Annotated in this window: 12 protein-coding genes; 4 read left to right on the forward strand and 8 right to left on the reverse strand. The window is 72.7% G+C overall.

All coding sequences use genetic code 11. From position 1 onward, the window contains the following. Positions 1 to 166: 166 nt before the first annotated feature. Positions 167 to 1,192, reverse strand: coding sequence for an ABC transporter substrate-binding protein (locus ACZ3YL_RS01760; RefSeq protein ID WP_465654678.1), 1,026 nt, complete (start codon positions 1,190 to 1,192; stop codon positions 167 to 169). 500 nt (positions 1,193 to 1,692) lie between these two features. Between ACZ3YL_RS01760 and ACZ3YL_RS01765 the strand changes: the two genes are divergently transcribed. After that, positions 1,693 to 2,475 (forward strand): IclR family transcriptional regulator, encoded by a 783-nt coding sequence (locus tag ACZ3YL_RS01765; RefSeq protein WP_465654680.1) that lies wholly within the window; start codon positions 1,693 to 1,695, stop codon positions 2,473 to 2,475. 182 nt (positions 2,476 to 2,657) lie between these two features. Here ACZ3YL_RS01765 and ACZ3YL_RS01770 read toward each other — a convergent pair whose 3' ends face one another. From ACZ3YL_RS01770 to ACZ3YL_RS01790, 5 genes are all read right to left on the reverse strand, one after another. Beyond that, positions 2,658 to 3,410, reverse strand: coding sequence for a winged helix-turn-helix domain-containing protein (locus ACZ3YL_RS01770; RefSeq protein ID WP_465654682.1), 753 nt, complete (start codon positions 3,408 to 3,410; stop codon positions 2,658 to 2,660). A gap of 849 nt (positions 3,411 to 4,259) precedes the next feature. Next, the gene (locus ACZ3YL_RS01775; protein WP_317621458.1) at positions 4,260 to 4,808 is read right to left on the reverse strand and encodes a GTP-binding protein; all 549 of its coding nucleotides are present in this window, start codon (positions 4,806 to 4,808) and stop codon (positions 4,260 to 4,262) included. A 121-nt stretch (positions 4,809 to 4,929) separates the two neighbouring features. Next, a complete protein-coding gene (locus tag ACZ3YL_RS01780; RefSeq protein ID WP_188309296.1) occupies positions 4,930 to 5,475 on the reverse strand; it encodes a DUF742 domain-containing protein in 546 nt (181 codons plus the stop codon). An 8-nt stretch (positions 5,476 to 5,483) separates the two neighbouring features. Next, positions 5,484 to 5,903 (reverse strand): roadblock/LC7 domain-containing protein, encoded by a 420-nt coding sequence (locus ACZ3YL_RS01785; protein WP_030283024.1) that lies wholly within the window; start codon positions 5,901 to 5,903, stop codon positions 5,484 to 5,486. Then, on the reverse strand, positions 5,900 to 9,022 hold the full coding sequence (locus tag ACZ3YL_RS01790; protein ID WP_465654685.1) for a sensor histidine kinase: 3,123 nt from the start codon (positions 9,020 to 9,022) through the stop codon (positions 5,900 to 5,902). Before ACZ3YL_RS01790 ends, ACZ3YL_RS01785 begins: the two co-directional genes overlap by 4 nt. 444 nt (positions 9,023 to 9,466) lie before the next feature. On the opposite strand from ACZ3YL_RS01790, the gene ACZ3YL_RS01795 reads away from it, so the two are divergent. The 3 genes from ACZ3YL_RS01795 to ACZ3YL_RS01805 all read left to right on the forward strand — a co-directional run bounded on the left by ACZ3YL_RS01795 (position 9,467) and on the right by ACZ3YL_RS01805 (position 14,058). Next, a complete protein-coding gene (locus tag ACZ3YL_RS01795) occupies positions 9,467 to 11,293 on the forward strand; it encodes an AMP-dependent synthetase/ligase (RefSeq protein ID WP_465654687.1) in 1,827 nt (608 codons plus the stop codon). A 280-nt stretch (positions 11,294 to 11,573) separates the two neighbouring features. After that, on the forward strand, positions 11,574 to 12,731 hold the full coding sequence (locus ACZ3YL_RS01800) for a polysaccharide deacetylase family protein (protein WP_465655234.1): 1,158 nt from the start codon (positions 11,574 to 11,576) through the stop codon (positions 12,729 to 12,731). A 439-nt stretch (positions 12,732 to 13,170) separates the two neighbouring features. After that, a complete protein-coding gene (locus tag ACZ3YL_RS01805) occupies positions 13,171 to 14,058 on the forward strand; it encodes a nitroreductase/quinone reductase family protein (protein ID WP_465654689.1) in 888 nt (295 codons plus the stop codon). Positions 14,059 to 14,151: 93 nt separating this feature from the next. Here ACZ3YL_RS01805 and ACZ3YL_RS01810 read toward each other — a convergent pair whose 3' ends face one another. Beyond that, positions 14,152 to 14,949 (reverse strand): SGNH/GDSL hydrolase family protein, encoded by a 798-nt coding sequence (locus ACZ3YL_RS01810; protein WP_465654691.1) that lies wholly within the window; start codon positions 14,947 to 14,949, stop codon positions 14,152 to 14,154. Between the two features lie 272 nt (positions 14,950 to 15,221). Further along, the gene (locus tag ACZ3YL_RS01815; RefSeq protein WP_317621144.1) at positions 15,222 to 15,965 is read right to left on the reverse strand and encodes an SGNH/GDSL hydrolase family protein; all 744 of its coding nucleotides are present in this window, start codon (positions 15,963 to 15,965) and stop codon (positions 15,222 to 15,224) included. Between the last annotated feature and the right edge of the window lie 99 nt (positions 15,966 to 16,064).

Raw genomic sequence — 16,064 nt, forward strand, 5'->3', positions numbered from 1 at the left:
CTGACAACTTTCGAAAGTTGTTCGCTGAACTCTGTTTACTGAAAGCTGTCGGCTGAAAGCTGTTCGCCGAACTCTGTCGGCGGGGCGTGGCCTGCGGCGCAACTGCCCGCAGGCTCGTGGCAGGCGGGGACCGGTCAGCCGGACGAACGACCGGGCCTGCGGCCGGTCACGCCCCGCCGCCCCGCCGCTCGCGCAGCAGCGCGCGGGCGGCGCGGAGCGGCTCCGGGTCGGCCCAGGCCCGTACGTCCACCGGTGCGGGAAGGAAGCCCTGCCCCCTGAGGAACCGTTCCTGCTGGGCCAGCAGCTCCAGACGCTCCTCCGACAGATCCAGGTGCAGGGTCCGGTGACCGCCCCCCGCATACGCCCCCGCGACGCCCTCGGCGCCGGCCCCGGTCTCGGCCTGCAGGATCCGGGCCACCTCCGCCGGCCGCACGGCGGCCCAGTCGGCGGCCTCCAGCAGCACGGCCAGGAACCGGGCGACCAGCTCCGGGTGCTCGTCCAGCAGTCGCTGGTGGACGGTGACCGGCCGAGGCGTCCCGTTGTTGACCCGGGCCCGGCGGTCCGGGGTGGCGTCGAGCTCCACCGCCACCTCGGCGCCGATCCGGCGGGCCGCCTCGACGGCGAGCGCCCCCTTCACGTACACGGCGTCCACCACACCGTCCCGCAGTGCGGACAGTTCGGCGGACCATTGGCCGCCGCCCGGGGCGGCCGGGACGTCGACCAGCTCGGCATCGTCCAGTCCGAGTCCGGCGAGCCCCAGGGCGCCTCGGAAGCCGGCCAGCGCCATGGCCCGCCAGAAGTCGATGCCGATCCCATGATGTGGCACCGCCAGCCGCAGACCGCGCAGCCGGCCCGGCTCACTGATCGCGCTCCCGGCCCGGACCAGGACGACCTGGCGCTCCTCGATCCAGGTCAGCCCGATCAGCCGGGTCGCCTCACCGCGCGAACGGGCCCACAGCGCGGGGACGTTGCCGCCCTCGCGGAACAGTCCGGTGAGCGCATGGGTGTAGTGGTGGTCGGCGGCCACCTCGGGCGGGGCGTCCTGGAGCGAGCGGACAACGATCCCGTCGGCGGCGAACTCGCGGGCGAGCCAGCCCTGATCGGCCGCTATCCCGGTCGCGGTGGGCACCGGGCAGCGGGTGAACCAGAGGGTGTCGGGGCGGTCGGGGGAACTCGGCGAACGGCTGGGCACGAGGCTTGGTCCTCTTCGGGGGCTCCGACGGCGGGGCCGGAGGCATCGGCGATCAAGTGTGTCCGGACCACGCGGCACTGGACGCAGGGAAGTTGCGTCCCATGGCCGGCAGCGGAGCGAGGCAGGGCGAGAAAGGGCAGGGCGAGAAAGAGCAGGCAGAGCAGGGCGGGACAGGAGGCGCAGGGTGCGTCAGCGACAACAGCCACGGGAAGGGCGGCGCCGGTGGAGCGTCACGGCACTACTCCTTCCTGTTTCCTGCGCACGGGGACCAACGCATGTGCGGCATCCGGGCGCGCCCCGGCCGAGAAGCCGGCGGCGCGATGCGAGGAGCGTTCCACGGCGGCCGAGCCGCAGGCAAGCCTTTGCCACATGGTGGGATCAGTTGTTCATCAACGCCATTCCATTGCAACATCGTTGACACATGTCCGCAGCACCGGCTGCCCTACGCTGAAACTCCCTCCGGCAGTCCGCTCGGAGCCACGAACCGAACGCGAGGTGCCATGGCCGAGGCCGCCACCGCCGTCCAGAGTCCGCCGGCGGGTGCGCAGGCCGTCCAGCGCGCACTCGGACTGCTGCACTGCTTCCACGACAACGGCCCGGATCTGAGCGCCTCGGACCTGGCCCGCCGGATGGACCTCTCGGTCTCCACCGCGCACCGGCTGGCCCGCACGCTGGTCAGCGCCGGCTTCCTGGAGCAGGACGAGCAGACGGCCCGCTACCGGCTCGGCCCGGCCGTCGCCGAACTCGGCCAACTCACCTTCCACCAGCGCGGACTGCACCTGGCCGGGCCCGAGCTGGAACTGCTGTCCCGGCGCACCGGGACGACCGCCGACCTGGCGATCCGCAGCGGTCCGCATGCGGTGATCCTGGTGGGCGGCTCCGTCCGCCCGGACACCGGGCTCGGCCTGCGCCGGCCGCTGCACTCCACGGCGCTCGGCAAGGTTCTGCTGGCCTGGCCGCGCGCGGGCGAGGCGGCGGTGTCCGCGCTCGGTCCGCTGCCCTCCTTCACCGACCGCACGATCGCCGAACCGGCGCTCCTGGAGGAGGAGTTGGCCATGGTCCGATCCGTCGGCCACGCCCTCAACGACGGCGAGTCGGCCGCCGGGGTGCGGACGGTCGCGGTCCCCGTCCTGGACGCCGCCGGGCAGGCCCGGTTCGCGCTCGCGGTCCGCTCGACCCCGGCGCACCTCACCGACGACCGGCTGGACTGGTTCCTGAGCCACGCCCGGACCTGCGCCGACGCCCTCGCCGTCCTCCTGCTGCCACCCGACCAGCGCGCCTGACCGCCGGAGGTGAGCCGCGAGAACGCCAACGCGCCGCAGCGGGAAGCCCGTTCACGGAGCGAACGGACAACCCGCCGCGGCGGCAGCGGTCTTGGCGGCGATCAGCCGACCACGTCGGCCGGCGGGCCGGTTGACCGGTTGACCGGTTGACCGGTTGACCGGTTGACCGGTTGACCAGCGGATCAGTTGACCGGCGTGTACTTGTACCCGACCCGACGGACCGTCACGATCGAGTCCCGGTATGCCGATCCGAGCTTGCGACGCAGCCGGGCGACGTGCACGTCGACGGTGCGGCCGTCGCCGACGTGGCCGTAACCCCAGACCGCCGAGACCAGGTGGTCCCGGGTGTGGACCCGCTGCGGGTGCTCGGTGAGGTGGGCCAGCAGTTCGAACTCCAGGTAGGTGAGGTCGAGCAGCCGCCCGTCGACGTAGGCGTTGCGCCGCTCGGCGTCGACGCTGATGCCGCGTCCGGCGGGCCGGACCGGCCGGACGGCACCCGGCGCGGTGCCCGTTACGGTGCCCGGCGCGGCTCCCGGCGCGGCCGCCCCGGGCAGGCCGACCGGCGCCGCCGGGTTGTCGGCCGGCACCAGCACCAGGTACCCGACCATCGGGTGTCCGGCGGCGGCTCCGGCCTGCGCGCCGTACTGGGCGAGCAGTCCCTGCGGCAGCAGGCCCTGCGGCAGGGCGGCGACCACGGCCGCTCCCTCCGGCAGTGCGGCGAGCAGCGAGGCGGGCGCCGACGGTGCCACCGCACCGGAGTGCGGACCGACGGCCGGAGCCACCCCCGGACGGGGCGCCCCGACGACCGGACCGATGCCGGGGACAACGCCCGGGACGACGGAGGGGGCGGCGGAGACGGGAGGAACGGACCGGACCGCGCGCAGGTGCGGGGTCGTGGTGGGCAGGGGCAGGGTGGCCGTGGAAGAGGAAGACATGGTGTGCCACTCATTTCGCGCGTGACGGACGGGGTGGAGTCGTCTGCGCGTCGACCGGGCGTACTGCCGGGGCTGGACCGGGTGGAACCGGGTTCAGCGGGCGGAAGGCCGGGACGCGCTGGGCGAGCCCGGACACGTCTGATCGAACAGGTGCGGCTGCCGCGACGGCCAGAACGGTTGGAGGTCGGCGCGACCCCGTCGGCCGTCCGCGGTGAGGCCGGCGCGGTCGGCGCGTCCGTTCCACCGTCCGGTCCGCGGACCCGCGCCCATCGTGGGAGCTGGCCCGGTCCGACCGGAACGGCCGACGATGCCGGGGGGATTGCTGGGGCAGACGATGTTCACTGGTTGGTTTCTCCGCGAGGCGGGGCCGGACCGGTCGGCCGGGGGTGCACCTGACGGGCGATCCGCTACGGCCTGGTCGACGGGGTAGGTGGTGCGTCGGACGGCGCGGCCGGGTTCGGGCCGGAGGTGCCGGGGACGTACCGAGGTGGGGTGGGTCCGGTCAGCGACAACAGGCGCTGCAGATCAGCGCGTGGTCGATGTAGCGGCGGACGGTGAGCGCCGGCAGGACGGGGCCGGGCACGGCGGTGGTGCGTCGCTGGCCGACGGTCATCCTGCTGCCCTCCCCCTGCGTCCTGCCTCGTGGTGCCACCGGCCCGAACGGACCGGCGGGAATGGGATGTTCCCGACCCTCCCGACGGCATGACCGGGACGGCTTTCGTCCACAGAGCCTTCCACGCCCGAGGCTGTCTAGGCAACCTTCCGCGCATCGACCGTCCGACATATGGACTACCGAATGAGACATCGGGTGTGCGAAACACCCCTGACCAGCGGCGATCCCATGGAGCCTCAGGAGCGCGCGGCGGCCCGGTGACGGAGGGCGGCGGCGTGCTCGACCAGCGCCACCAACAACTCCTTGCCGTCCTCCCGCAGCCGGGCGTCGCACAGCAGCACCGGGATCTCAGGGTCGAGATCGAGTGCGTCCCGCACCTCGTCCGGGGAGAACCGCTCGGTGCCGTCGAAGCAGTTGACCGCGACCAGGAACGGAATGCCGCGCTGCTCGAAGAAGTCCACCGAGGGGAAGCAGTCGGCCAGCCGCCGGGTGTCCGCGAGTACCACGGCGCCGAGTGCGCCACGCGCCAACTCGTCCCAGACGAACCAGAACCGGTCCTGCCCGGGCGTCCCGAACAGGTAGAGCGCGAGCCCGGGCCGCAGGTCGATCCGGCCGAAGTCCATCGCCACCGTGGTGGTGCGCTTGGCCTCCACGCCCGAGGTGTCGTCCACCGGGCGGCCCAGCTCGCTGAGCTCCTCCTCGGTGCGCAGCGGCCGGATCTCGCTGACCGAACCGACCAGGGTGGTCTTGCCCGCGCCGAACCCGCCCGCCACCAGGATCTTCACCGCGGCGGCCGGACCACCGCGCCAGCGCGGGTCGCTGGCGCTCCCGCCCGGCCTCGGCGGAGTGCCCTGAGTGCCCGGCGGAGTGCCCTGGATGCTCGGCGGGGTGCCCGGCGGGGTGGCGTCAGAGCGCACGGAGTCCATTGATCACGTCTCGCAGCAGGCGCTCGTCCGGCAGCTCGGCGAGCGGAACGGGTCGGGTGACGCTGATCAGATCGGCGTCGTAGAGGTCGCCGAGCAGGACGCGCACCACGCTGACCGGCAGGTCGGTGTAGGAGCCGAGCTCGGCGACGGACAGCGGCTCGTGGCGGCACCAGGCCAGCAGGGTCTGGTGCTCCGGGTCGAGGACGTGCGCGGGCACGGCCCCTACGTCCGGCCCGGGGTCCTTGGCGGTGACCAGCGAGATCAGGTCGAACAGGCCCTCCTCGACCGGCCGGGTGCGGCCCCGGGTCATCGAGTAGAGCCGCACCACCGGGCCGGCCTCGTCGTCGAACCACCGGTCGTCGACCGGGGTGCGCGGCCGGAACAGGTCGACCTCGGCACCGTCCGGGCCGTCCTGCCCCGGCTCCGCACCCTCGCTCCCGGTCGTGCCCCCGGCCTCGCCCGCCGGCACCGCCGGGCCGTCGGGCGCCGCCGGGCCGCCCGAACCGTCCCCCTTCGGATCCGCCATCGGACCGCTCAGCCCCTCGGCGCGGCGGTTTCGGTGCGCGGCTCGGCGGCCATGTGCTCGCCGACCCGCTTGACCAGCAGGGCCATCTCGTAGGCGATCTGGCCGATGTCCGCCTCGGCCTCGCTCAGCACGGCCAGGCAGCTGCCGTCGCCGGCGGCTGTGATGAACAGGAACGCCTCGTCCAGCTCCACCATGGTCTGCCGGACACCGCCGACCTTGAAGTGCCCGCCGGCCCCCTTGGCCAGGCTGTGGAACCCGGCCGCGACGGCGGCGAGGTGCTCGGCGTCCTCCCGGTCGAGGTCGCGCGAGGCCCCGGTGGCCAGCCCGTCGCTGGAGAGGATCACCGCGTGCCGCAGAGCCGCGACGCGGCCCACCAGGTCGTCGAGGAGCCAGTTGAGGTCCCCGGACGGCTGCGTCGAAGTGGTCATGAATCAGTTCCTTCCGCTGGAGCGGGTGGTGCGGGCACTACGGATGTTGCGGTCACTGCGGATACTGCGGGTGGTACGGGCGCTGCGGGCACTACGGGTCCTGCAGATGGTGCGGGCACTGCCGGCGCTACGGGTGCTACGGGTGCTACGGGTGCTACGGGTGCTACGGATGCTACGGGTGCTGAGGGTGTCACTGGTGGTACGGCCGGGACGGCCGCAGGGTTCCGCCGCACCGGCTGGCCCGCCGGGATCCGGCGCGCCAGCGGCGCCCGGGCGGCGTCGCCGGGCGCGGGCGCGGGCAGCGCCGCCGGGGCGGGTGCGGGGCTGATCACCCGGCGGGACGGGTCCGGCGGCTGCCAGAGCGGTACGGTCGCGGGCCGGGCGGCGCGGTCCTGCGTGCTCCGGTCCTGCGTGCTCCGGTCCTGGGCGCCCCGGTCCGTCGGGGCGGTGGCCCCGCGCCCACGGGTGAAGCCGCGCTGGAACGAGGCGAAGGTGGCCCTGGCCTCCTCCGGCGACCGTTCCCGGGCCTCCTGGGCCGCGGCAGCCTCCCCGCCCTCAGCGCTCTCCGCGCCGCCGGTGCCCACCGCCGACCGTCCGGTATGACCCTCGGCCCCGGTCTCCCCGCGAAGTCGCTCCCTGGCCTGCTCCTTGAGCTGCGGCGCGAGGTTCGCCTGCCGGACCCGCCGGGGCAGACCGCCGGGCGTCCGGGGCGCCGCGTCCACGGGAGCGACCGCCACCGGCGCGACGTCCACCGGCGCGACATCCGCCGGAGCCGGGACCGCGGCGACTGCGGCGACCGAGGCGGCGGCAGCCTCCGCCGCCTCGCGCCGGTGCCGGCCCGTCCCCGCGCCACCCTCGCCGTCCACGCCCGGCGCGGGCACCAGCACCGGCCCGCCCTTGGTCCGCGAGGCCCGGCGCGGAAGCCCGTTGGCCGTACGCCCCGTCTCGGGCACGGACGGCCGCGGGCCGCCGGTCCCCCGGTGCCGCCCGCTCGTGCCCTCCGTCGACGCCGAACTCGTGGACGCCGCTCTCGACGGCGCCGCATTCGACGACGCCGCACTCGACGAGGCGACCGGGGACACCGCCGAAGCGACGCCGCCGGGAGCCGCGTCCGGCACCGCGACCAGGTCACGCCGCCCCGCCGTCCGCCCGGCCGCGCGCCCCACCGGCCGACGCCCCGCGCCACCGGCGGCCCCGGTGGCGGGCGGTTCCGGCAGGCCGTCCGGCGCCTCCGCCAGCAGCTCGCGCGGGATCAGCACCACGGCCGTCGTCCCGCCGTACGGGGACGGCCGCAGGTGGACCCTGATGCCGTGCCGACGGGCGAGCCGGCTGACCACGAACAGTCCCAGCCGGTCGGTGTCGGCAAGGTCGAACTCCTGCTCCACGGTCAGGCGTTCGTTGATCTCGGCGAGCAGCTGTTCGCCCAGCCCGAGCCCCCGGTCGTCGATCTCCAGCGCGAAGCCGTGCGCCACCACCTCGCCCTGGACGGTGACTTGGGTGGTCGGCGGGGAGAACACGGCCGCGTTCTCGACGAGTTCGGCGATCAGGTGGGTGACGTCGGCGACGGCGCTGCCGAGCAGGCCGGTGCCGGGGAAGGGCCGGACGATCACCCGGGCGTAGTCCTCGACCTCGCCGACCGCCGCCCGGACCACGTCCACCATCCGGACCGGCTTGCGCCAGGCCCGACCGGGCGAGCCGCCGGCCAGGATGATCAGGCCCTCGGCGTGCCGGCGCATGCGGGTGGTGAGGTGGTCGACCTTGAAGAGGTCCTCCAGCTCCGCCGGGTCCTCGGTGCGGCGTTCCATGGTGTCGAGCAGGGTGAGCTGGCGGTGCAGCAGCACCTGGCTGCGCCGGGCCAGGTTGACGAACACCGCCGCGACGCCGCGACGCAGTTCGGCCTGTTCGACGGCGGCCTCCACGGCGGCCCGCTGGACCGCGTTGATGGCCTGGCCGACCTGCCCGATCTCGGCCTGGCCGAAGTGCAGTTCGGGCGCCTCGGCGGCCACGTTCACCGGTTCGCCGCGGCGCAGTCGCAGCATGACGGAGGGCAGCCGGGTGGTGGCGAGTTCGTTGGCCGCGTTGCGCAGCCCGATCAGTTCGCGGGCCAGGCCGCGCCCGATCCGGAGCGAGATCAGCACCGACAGCACGACGGCGACCAGGCCGATGGCGCCGGCGATGCCGCCGCGCCACAGGGCCGCGATCGCGGCGGAGCGGCCGCGGTCGTCCAGTCCGGCGCTGATCCGGGAGTTGATCGAGGAGAGGTCGCCGAGCGAGTGGTCGGCGGTCTCCCGCCAGTTGTCGCCGTTGAGCGCCTGGACGACCCGGTCGGGGCCGCCGGCGCCGACGAAGTCCGCCTCGGCGCGGGCCAGCGCGCCCCAAGCCTCGCCGCCGCGCAGGGCGATGTAGTCGGCCTGGTCGGCGGGTTCGAGTTCGGCGATGTAGACGGTGAACAGCGCCTGCTGGTTGTGCAGGGCGTCCAGCGCGGTCTGGTACTGCTCGGCGGTGGGTCTGGCCGCGCCGGTGCGCAGGCCCTCCATCGCCGCGTCCTCCTGCGCCAGGTACTCGCGAGCGCGCACCAGCTCGATCAGGATGGTGCCCTGGCGCGGGAGCTGGCCGCTCTGCCGGGCGACGTAGGCGGACCGGAAGCCGAACACCGGCCGGACCAGGTCGCTGTACTGCCCGAGCGCGAACTCCCAGTTGAGCGCGAGACGGCCGACCTGGGCCCGGAGCGGGCCGAGCTGGTCGGCGGCGGCGGTGATCTGCACCAGGCGGGCCCGCTGGGCGCTGGAGAGCCGGTCGCCGGCGCCGTCCTTCTTCTGCCGGAGCACCGCGAGGCTGCGGTCGGTGGCGGTGGTGGCGCGTTCGAAGGCGTCCCGGGCGACCGGCGAGTTCGGGTCGGCCAGGTGCTGGACGGCGGCGCGGCGCTCGTTCTGCAGGTCACCCGTGTACTGGTCCACGGCCGCCCCGTACTCCTTGTACGTACGGCTGATCGTCAGCTGGTTCCAGGCGTCCCCCGTGGCGGCGAACGTCGCGTACACCCACAGGGCGACGAGCGCGACGATGGGCACCAGGAGCAGCGCGATGATCTTCGCGCGGATCGAGCTGCTGCGCAGACGCATGGAGTCCTCGGTCGGAAGTGCCAGGCGCGGACGGGGAGCGGTTCGGCGGGCTTTCGGGGTGCTGGGGACGGCGGGTTCGGCGGTACTTCGGGGAGTCCTGAGGAGGAGTCTGCGGGAGGCTCCCGGCCACAGGTCTGCGAGACTCTACTACGCCCTGACCACACGTTCGAGGGTCGAACCATTCCGCTTCTTCACCTTGCCCCGAACACGTCAGAAGCCGGTCGCGGTCCGGTCCGCCCGCCCCGGGCGCCTCCCCGACTCCTCCCCGATTGCGACACCATTCGTACGGACCGGTGCCGATCTCGTCGCGTCACCGTCACAACCCTGGGCAGTGACAGAGCGATCCGATAGTTTCGCTCCACCCCGCGCGACCGGGCGCCGCCACCCCGGTGCCCGTGCGCCGGGCCGGCAGACAGCGCCGTGCGAAGCGAACTGGGGAGGACTGTGCGCGAGTTCACCACCCCCGCCCCGGCCGGGCTCGAGGCCACCGGAGGACTCGCCGACTCCCTGTACGACACCGCCGACCGCACCCCCGACCTGGTCCAGCTGTCCCGGCGGACCGGCGACGGCGGCTGGCAGGACGTCACCGCACGGGAGTTCCGGGACGAAGTGCTCGCCCTCGCCAAGGGCCTGCTGACCCGCGGCGTGCGCTACGGCGACCGGGTCGCCCTGATGTCCCGCACCCGCTACGAGTGGACGCTGTTCGACTACGCGCTCTGGTCGATCGGCGCGATCACCGTGCCGGTCTATCCCACCGCCGCGACCGAGCAGGTGCGCTGGATCCTCGCCGAGACCCAGGCGGTGGCCTGCCTGGTCGAGGACGAGGACGCCGCGATGACCGTCGGCGCGGTCTGCGACGCCCTGCCCGACCTGACCGGGATCTGGCAGCTCGACCGCGACTGCGTCGCCGCCATCACCGAGGACGGCCTGGACGTCCCCGACGCCCTGGTGCACCGCCAGCGGCTCGGCGTCACGGCCGCCAACATCGCCACTGTGGTCTACACCTCCGGCACCACCGGACGCCCCAAGGGCTGCCTGATCACCCACGCCAACCTGGCCGCCGAGGCCGACTCCCTGCTCGCCGGCTGGGGCGAGGTGCTCCGCGACACCGGCGGCGGCCAACCCGCCACCCTGCTGTTCCTGCCGCTGGCACACGTCTACGGCCGGGCGGTGCAGATCGCGGCGATCCGCGGCGGCTTCCGGATCGGCCACATCCCCGAGGTGTCCACCGACGCGCTGCTACCCGCCCTGGAGAGCTTCCGGCCGAGCTTCCTGCACGCCGTCCCGTACGTCTTCGAGAAGATCTTCCAGCGCGCCAGGCGCACCGCCGAGGCGGCCGGGCGGAGCGAACTCTTCGAGCAGGCCCGGCAGGTGGCCGTCGACTGGGCGACCGCCCGGGAACAGAAGGCCTTCGGCCGCGGCCCCGGCCCGGGTGCGGCCCTGCGGCTGCGTCACCTCGCCTACGAGCGGACGGTCTACCCGAAGCTGCGCGCCGCACTCGGCGGCCGGGTACGCACCGTGATGTGCGGAGGGTCCGCGCTACGACGGGAGTTGGGCCTCTTCTTCACCGGCGCCGGGCTCCAGCTCTACGAGGGCTACGGACTCACCGAGACCACCGCCGCGATCACCGCCAACCCGGCCGGGCGGCCGAAGCTCGGCACCGTCGGGCAGCCGGTGCCGGGCGCCTCGGTGGCCATCGCGGACGACGGCGAGGTGTGGGTGCGCGGCGGATCGGTCTTCGGTGGCTACCTCAACCATCCGCGGTGCACCGCGGAATCACTCGTCGACGGCTGGTTCGGCACCGGCGACCTCGGCCGGCTCGACGAGGACGGCTACCTCACCATCACCGGCCGCAAGAAGGACCTGATCGTCACCAGCAGCGGCAAGAACCTCGCCCCGGCGGCCCTGGAGGAACGGGTCGAGGCGCACCCGCTGGTCTCCCAGTGCCTGGTGGTCGGCGACGACCGCCCGTACGTGGCAGCGCTGATCACGCTCGACCCGGACGCGCTCGCGCACTGGCTGAAGACCCGCGGACGGGAACAGCTGGACGCCTGGGCGGTGCTCGCCGACGAACAGCTGCACGACGAGGTCCAGCGCGCGGTGGCGGCGGCGAACACGGCGGTGTCCCGGGCCGAGTCGATCCGGGCATTCCGTTTACTGCCAAGGGAGTTCAGTCTGGAGCAGGGGCTACTGACTCCCTCGCTCAAGCTGCGGCGGACGGCGATCGCGGAGTTCTACTCGACGGACATCGAGGAGCTGTACCTCTCCTGATCCCTCATTGCCCTCGCCTCGGCGCATGAACTGCAGTTCTTTTTCTGTCTTCTGACGTTCCGTCTTGTCCCTTTTACGGACGGTTCGTTCGCCCTCCGGTTCACCTGCCGTTCCCTTGACGAGCCGATTGGTCCAGTCCATTGTTGCTCTTCGGTCCGAGTGCGGCGCACCAGCACCACCCGCTCCCGCCCCTCCGGGAGCGCTCTGGTTCCACGGTCCAGATTCCCGTTCGCGCCCTCCCCACGGGCGTGCCCCCACCTGCTGGAGTCCTCACGTGTCGATGTCCATGCGCCTGTCCGCGCCGGCCCTATCCGTCGCCCTGCTGACGGCCTTCGCCGTCCCGGCCGCTTCCGCCTCGGCCTCCGCCCCCGCCTCCGCCTCCGCCTCCGCGGGGGGTTCCGCCGGCGCGACCGTCAACCTGGTCTCCAACCCCGGCTTCGAGCTGCCCTCCCCCGGCCTCGCCGACTGGGGCAGCATCCCCGGCTGGACCTGCACCGGCGGCCCGGCCGAGGCCGCCGTCACCACCGCCGCTGCCGCCGCGCACTCCGGCACCTCGGCACTCACCGTCACCCCGGCGAACGGCGACTCCACCGGCGAGTGCGCCCAGACCGTCGCCGTCCAGCCCGGCACCACCTACACCGCCTCGGCCTGGGTGCGCGGCGACTTCGTCTACCTGGGCGCCACCGGCACCGGCCGGGACGTCGCCCCCGCCTGGACCGAGACCACCTCCGGCGGCTGGCAGCAGCTGACCACCCGCTTCACCACCGGACCGGACGCCCACAGCATCCGGCTCTACGTGCACGGCTGGTACCAGCAGGGCCCGTTCTCGGTGGACGACGTACGGGTGGACGGCCCGGCGCCCGCCCCGGCGGTGGCGGCCGGCTCGATCCCGACCACCGACAAGGTCGTCTTCTTCACCGTGGACGACGGCTGGCAGCGCACCCCCGAGGCGGAACGGTTCATCGCCGACCACCACCTGCCGATCACGGCCTTCCCGCTGCCGATGCCGGCCGGCACCGACCCGGCCTTCTTCCAGCGGGTCACCGCCGTGCCCGGCTCCTCGATCCAGGACCACAGCGTCTCGCACTCCGATCTCAGCAAGCTCCCGCTGGAACAGCAGCAGGTCGAGATCTGCGACGCGCGCGACGCGATGACCCGGCTGTTCGGCACCGCGCCCGTGGTGTTCCGCCCGCCGTACTTCGCCTGGAACGCCGACACCCTGCAGGCCGCCGCCAATTGCGGCATCCGCACCGTCCTGACCGCCGACGCGGACTTCAGCTGGGGCGCCTCCACCGTCTGGCACCCGGGCCGGCTCCAGCCCGGCGACGTGATCCTCATGCACTGGACCGACACCCTCGTCACCGACCTCCCCCGCGCCCTCGCGGCCGCCGAGACCGCCGGCCTCAAGCCGGCCGGCCTGGTCGACTACCTGCACTGACGCTCCCGCCCCGGGGGCCCGACACGATGACAGCTGACAGAATTCATCATCTGAAATCTGTCAGCTGTCATCCGTTATCTGTCATCCGTTATCTGTCGTCTGTCGCTCGTTGCCTCTTGGGCGGCCACCAAGCCTGCCCCGCTCCGGCGTGGGATCCGGGGGGGTGATCCGCTCGACCGCCCGGGCGTGATCACGCTCGTTGACAGGGTGTCCGCGACGCGGCTCTAATGAGGGCGTGCAGCGCGGCGTCGGCCACAAAGCAGTGGGCCGGCCGGCGGCCGAGCCAGCACCTGACGTGTAAAGGGACGATGCGCGATGAGTACCTTCTCCGCTGCCCTGATCTGACGTAGGCGGTCACCGCGGTGTCCGCCCGTTCCCGTGCCGGCACCGTGTGTGGCCGCGAATCCCCCGTATTCCCAGGAGACTTCACCACACACACATGTCCATGTCCTTCAATCAGAATGTCATCGAGGAGTTCCGCGCCAACGGCGGCCGGGTCGGCGGTCCGTTCGAGGGCGGCGACCTGCTGTTGCTGACCACCACCGGAGCCGGCTCCGGTCGACCGCACACCGTACCCCTCGGGTTCGTCCGGTCCGAGGGGCTGGTCCTGGTCGTCGCCTCGGCGGCCGGGGCGCCCGAACATCCGCAGTGGTACCGCAATCTGCTGGCCCACCCGGTGGTACGGGTCGAGCTCGGCACCGAGACCTTCGACGCCATCGCCGTACCCGCCGAAGGCCCCCGCCGGGATCGGTTGTTCGCCGCCGTCGTCCGCGAGGCGCCCGGGTACGGCGACTACCAGGCGCACACCAAGCGGGAGTTGCCAGTGGTCACGCTGGAGCGGCCCGAGGCACCGCCAGGCCGTCCGCGCGAAGTGCGCAGCCTGGCCGACAAGTTGCTCGAAGCGCACAGCTGGCTGCGGGCCCAGCTGCGGCACGTCCGGGCGGAGACGCACGCCCACACCCCCGGCGGGCCGGCCGGGCTCGGGCTGCAACTGCGCCAGCACTGTCTGGCGTTCTGCGAGGGGTTGACGCATCACCACGCCGGGGAGGACTCCGCGATCTTCCCGGCCCTGGCGCGCAGCCACCCCGAGCTCGCCGGAGTGCTGGACCGACTCGGCGAGCAGCACCGGGAGATCGGCCGGATCAAGGGGGAGCTGGCGGCACTGCTGGCCGGGATAGAGATCGCCGATCCGGACCGACTCCGGACCGAACTAAACCGGATGTCGGCCGAGTTGGAGGCACACCTGGACCACGAGGAGGCCGAGCTGCTGCCGGCCCTCGCCGCGATCCCCTTCCCGCCGGTGCGTCCGGCCCCGACCGGGCGCTGACGCGACGGTGCCGCCGCCCCTCCCCGAGCACGGGAGGGGCGGCGGCACCGGTCGTCATGTCAGGGGTTCGACGGGACGGTGGAGGCGGGCGCCTCAGGACTGGCTGAAGACCGGCAGGTAGCCGTTGGCCTGGCCCGAGTCGGTCGGGTGGTAGCTCTCGTCGATCGGCAGGGTGGTGCTGTGCAGCCAGGTGTCCAGCGAGCCGCAGATCTCGTGCCCGGAGAAGATGTCGCGCACGTCGCCGAAGGTGAAGCCGGCGTTGGCGACCTCCTTGGCGATGACGCCGTCCAGGGTGTCCGCGGCCTCGTTGATGGCGGCCCGCTTGGTGTCGCCGATGCCGAAGATGCAGCTGCCGCCGAGCTGGTAGAGGTGCGGGTAGCCCATGACCACGACATGGGCGTTCGGGGCCTTGGCGCGGATCGCGTTGTACACCTGGTCCAGCTGGCCGGGGAGGGTGTTGGTCGCGTAGTTCTCGGCCGTGTTGACGGCGTTGAGGCAGTCGCTGTCGGAGCTGAGCACGCAGGTCTTCATGGTGCTGGAGAAGCCCGCGTCGTTGCCGCCGACCGAGAGGCTGACCAGGGTGGTGTCGGAACTCAACGCGGAGATCTGGTTGTTGAGGATGTCACCGGTTCTCGCACCGGAACAGGCGACGAAGGCGAAGGAGGACGGGGAGTTCGCGTTCGACCAGAGGGAGGCGTAGGCGTTGGCGCTGCGCTTGCAGCTACCGCTGTCGCCCAGGTAGTCGCCGGCGCCGACACCGGCCGAGTACGAGTCACCGAGGGCGACGTAGTTGACGGCCGCCGCGTTGGCGGACGAGGCCGTGAAGAGCGTCGTCATGGTGAGGACGGCGGCTATCGCGGCGACGGACAGGGCACGGGCAGGGCGGAACATTGCACCTCCAGGTGTGACGCGGGTCACAGAAAGGGATACCAAGCGGTCGTCGAACATGGAAGCGTTCATGCCAAACACATTGACGGGCCGTCAGCTGGCGCAGAAGTGAACTGCCGGCCGGGCGGCGCTTGTTCACGCCGAACGGCGCGCACCGACGAGGACGCGCGCGAGCACGGGCACGGGGACGAGCACGGGCCGGTCAGCAGACCGGTCCGTAGCGCAGGTCAGCGACGCCACCCGGTCGCCCGGGCGGGACGCCACGACCGACTCGCTCAGGAGCGGCTGAACACCGGGAGGTAGCCGTTGGCCTGGCCCGAGTCGGTCGGGTGGTAGCTCTCGTCGATCGGCAGGGTGGTGCTGTGCAGCCAGGTGGTCTGCGAACCACAGATCTCGTGCTCGGCGAAGATGCTGCGCACGTCGCCGAAGGTGAAGCCGGCGTTGGCGGCCCGCTTGGCGATCACGCCGTCCAGCGCGTCGGCGGCGCCGTTGATGGCGGCGCGCTTGGTGTCACCGATGCCGAAGATGCAGTCGCCGCCGACCTTGTACAGGTGCGGGTAGCCCATCACCACGACGTGGGCACTCGGAGCCTTGGCGTGGACCGCGGAGTACACCCGGTCCAACTGGCCGGGCAGGGTGTTCGTCGCGTAGCTCTTCGCCGTGTTGACGGCGCTGAGGCAGTCGCTGTCGGAGCCCAGCACACAGGTCTTCATGGTGTCGGCGAAGCCTGCGTCGTTGCCGCCGATCGACAGGCTGACCAGCGTGGTGCCACTGTTCAGTGCGGAGATCTGGTTGTTGAGCACATCGCCGGTTCTCGCCCCCGAGCACGCCACGAATGCGAAGGAGGACGGCTTGTGCGCGCTCTTCCACAGGTAGGCGTAGGCGTTGGTGCTGCGCTTGCAGCTACCGCTGTCGCTCAGGTAGCTGCCGGCACCGACGCCGGCCGAGTACGAGTCTCCGAGGGCGACGTAGTTGACACCGGCCGCATTGGCGGCTGACGCCGTGAAGAGCGTCGTCATGGTGAGACCAGCCGCAATCGCGGCAACGGACAGAACACGGGCAGGGCGGAGCATTGGACCTCCTGGTATGACGCGGGTCACAGAAGGGATACCAGGCAG

The sequence above is a fragment of the Kitasatospora sp. NPDC023176 genome (assembly GCF_055560495.1).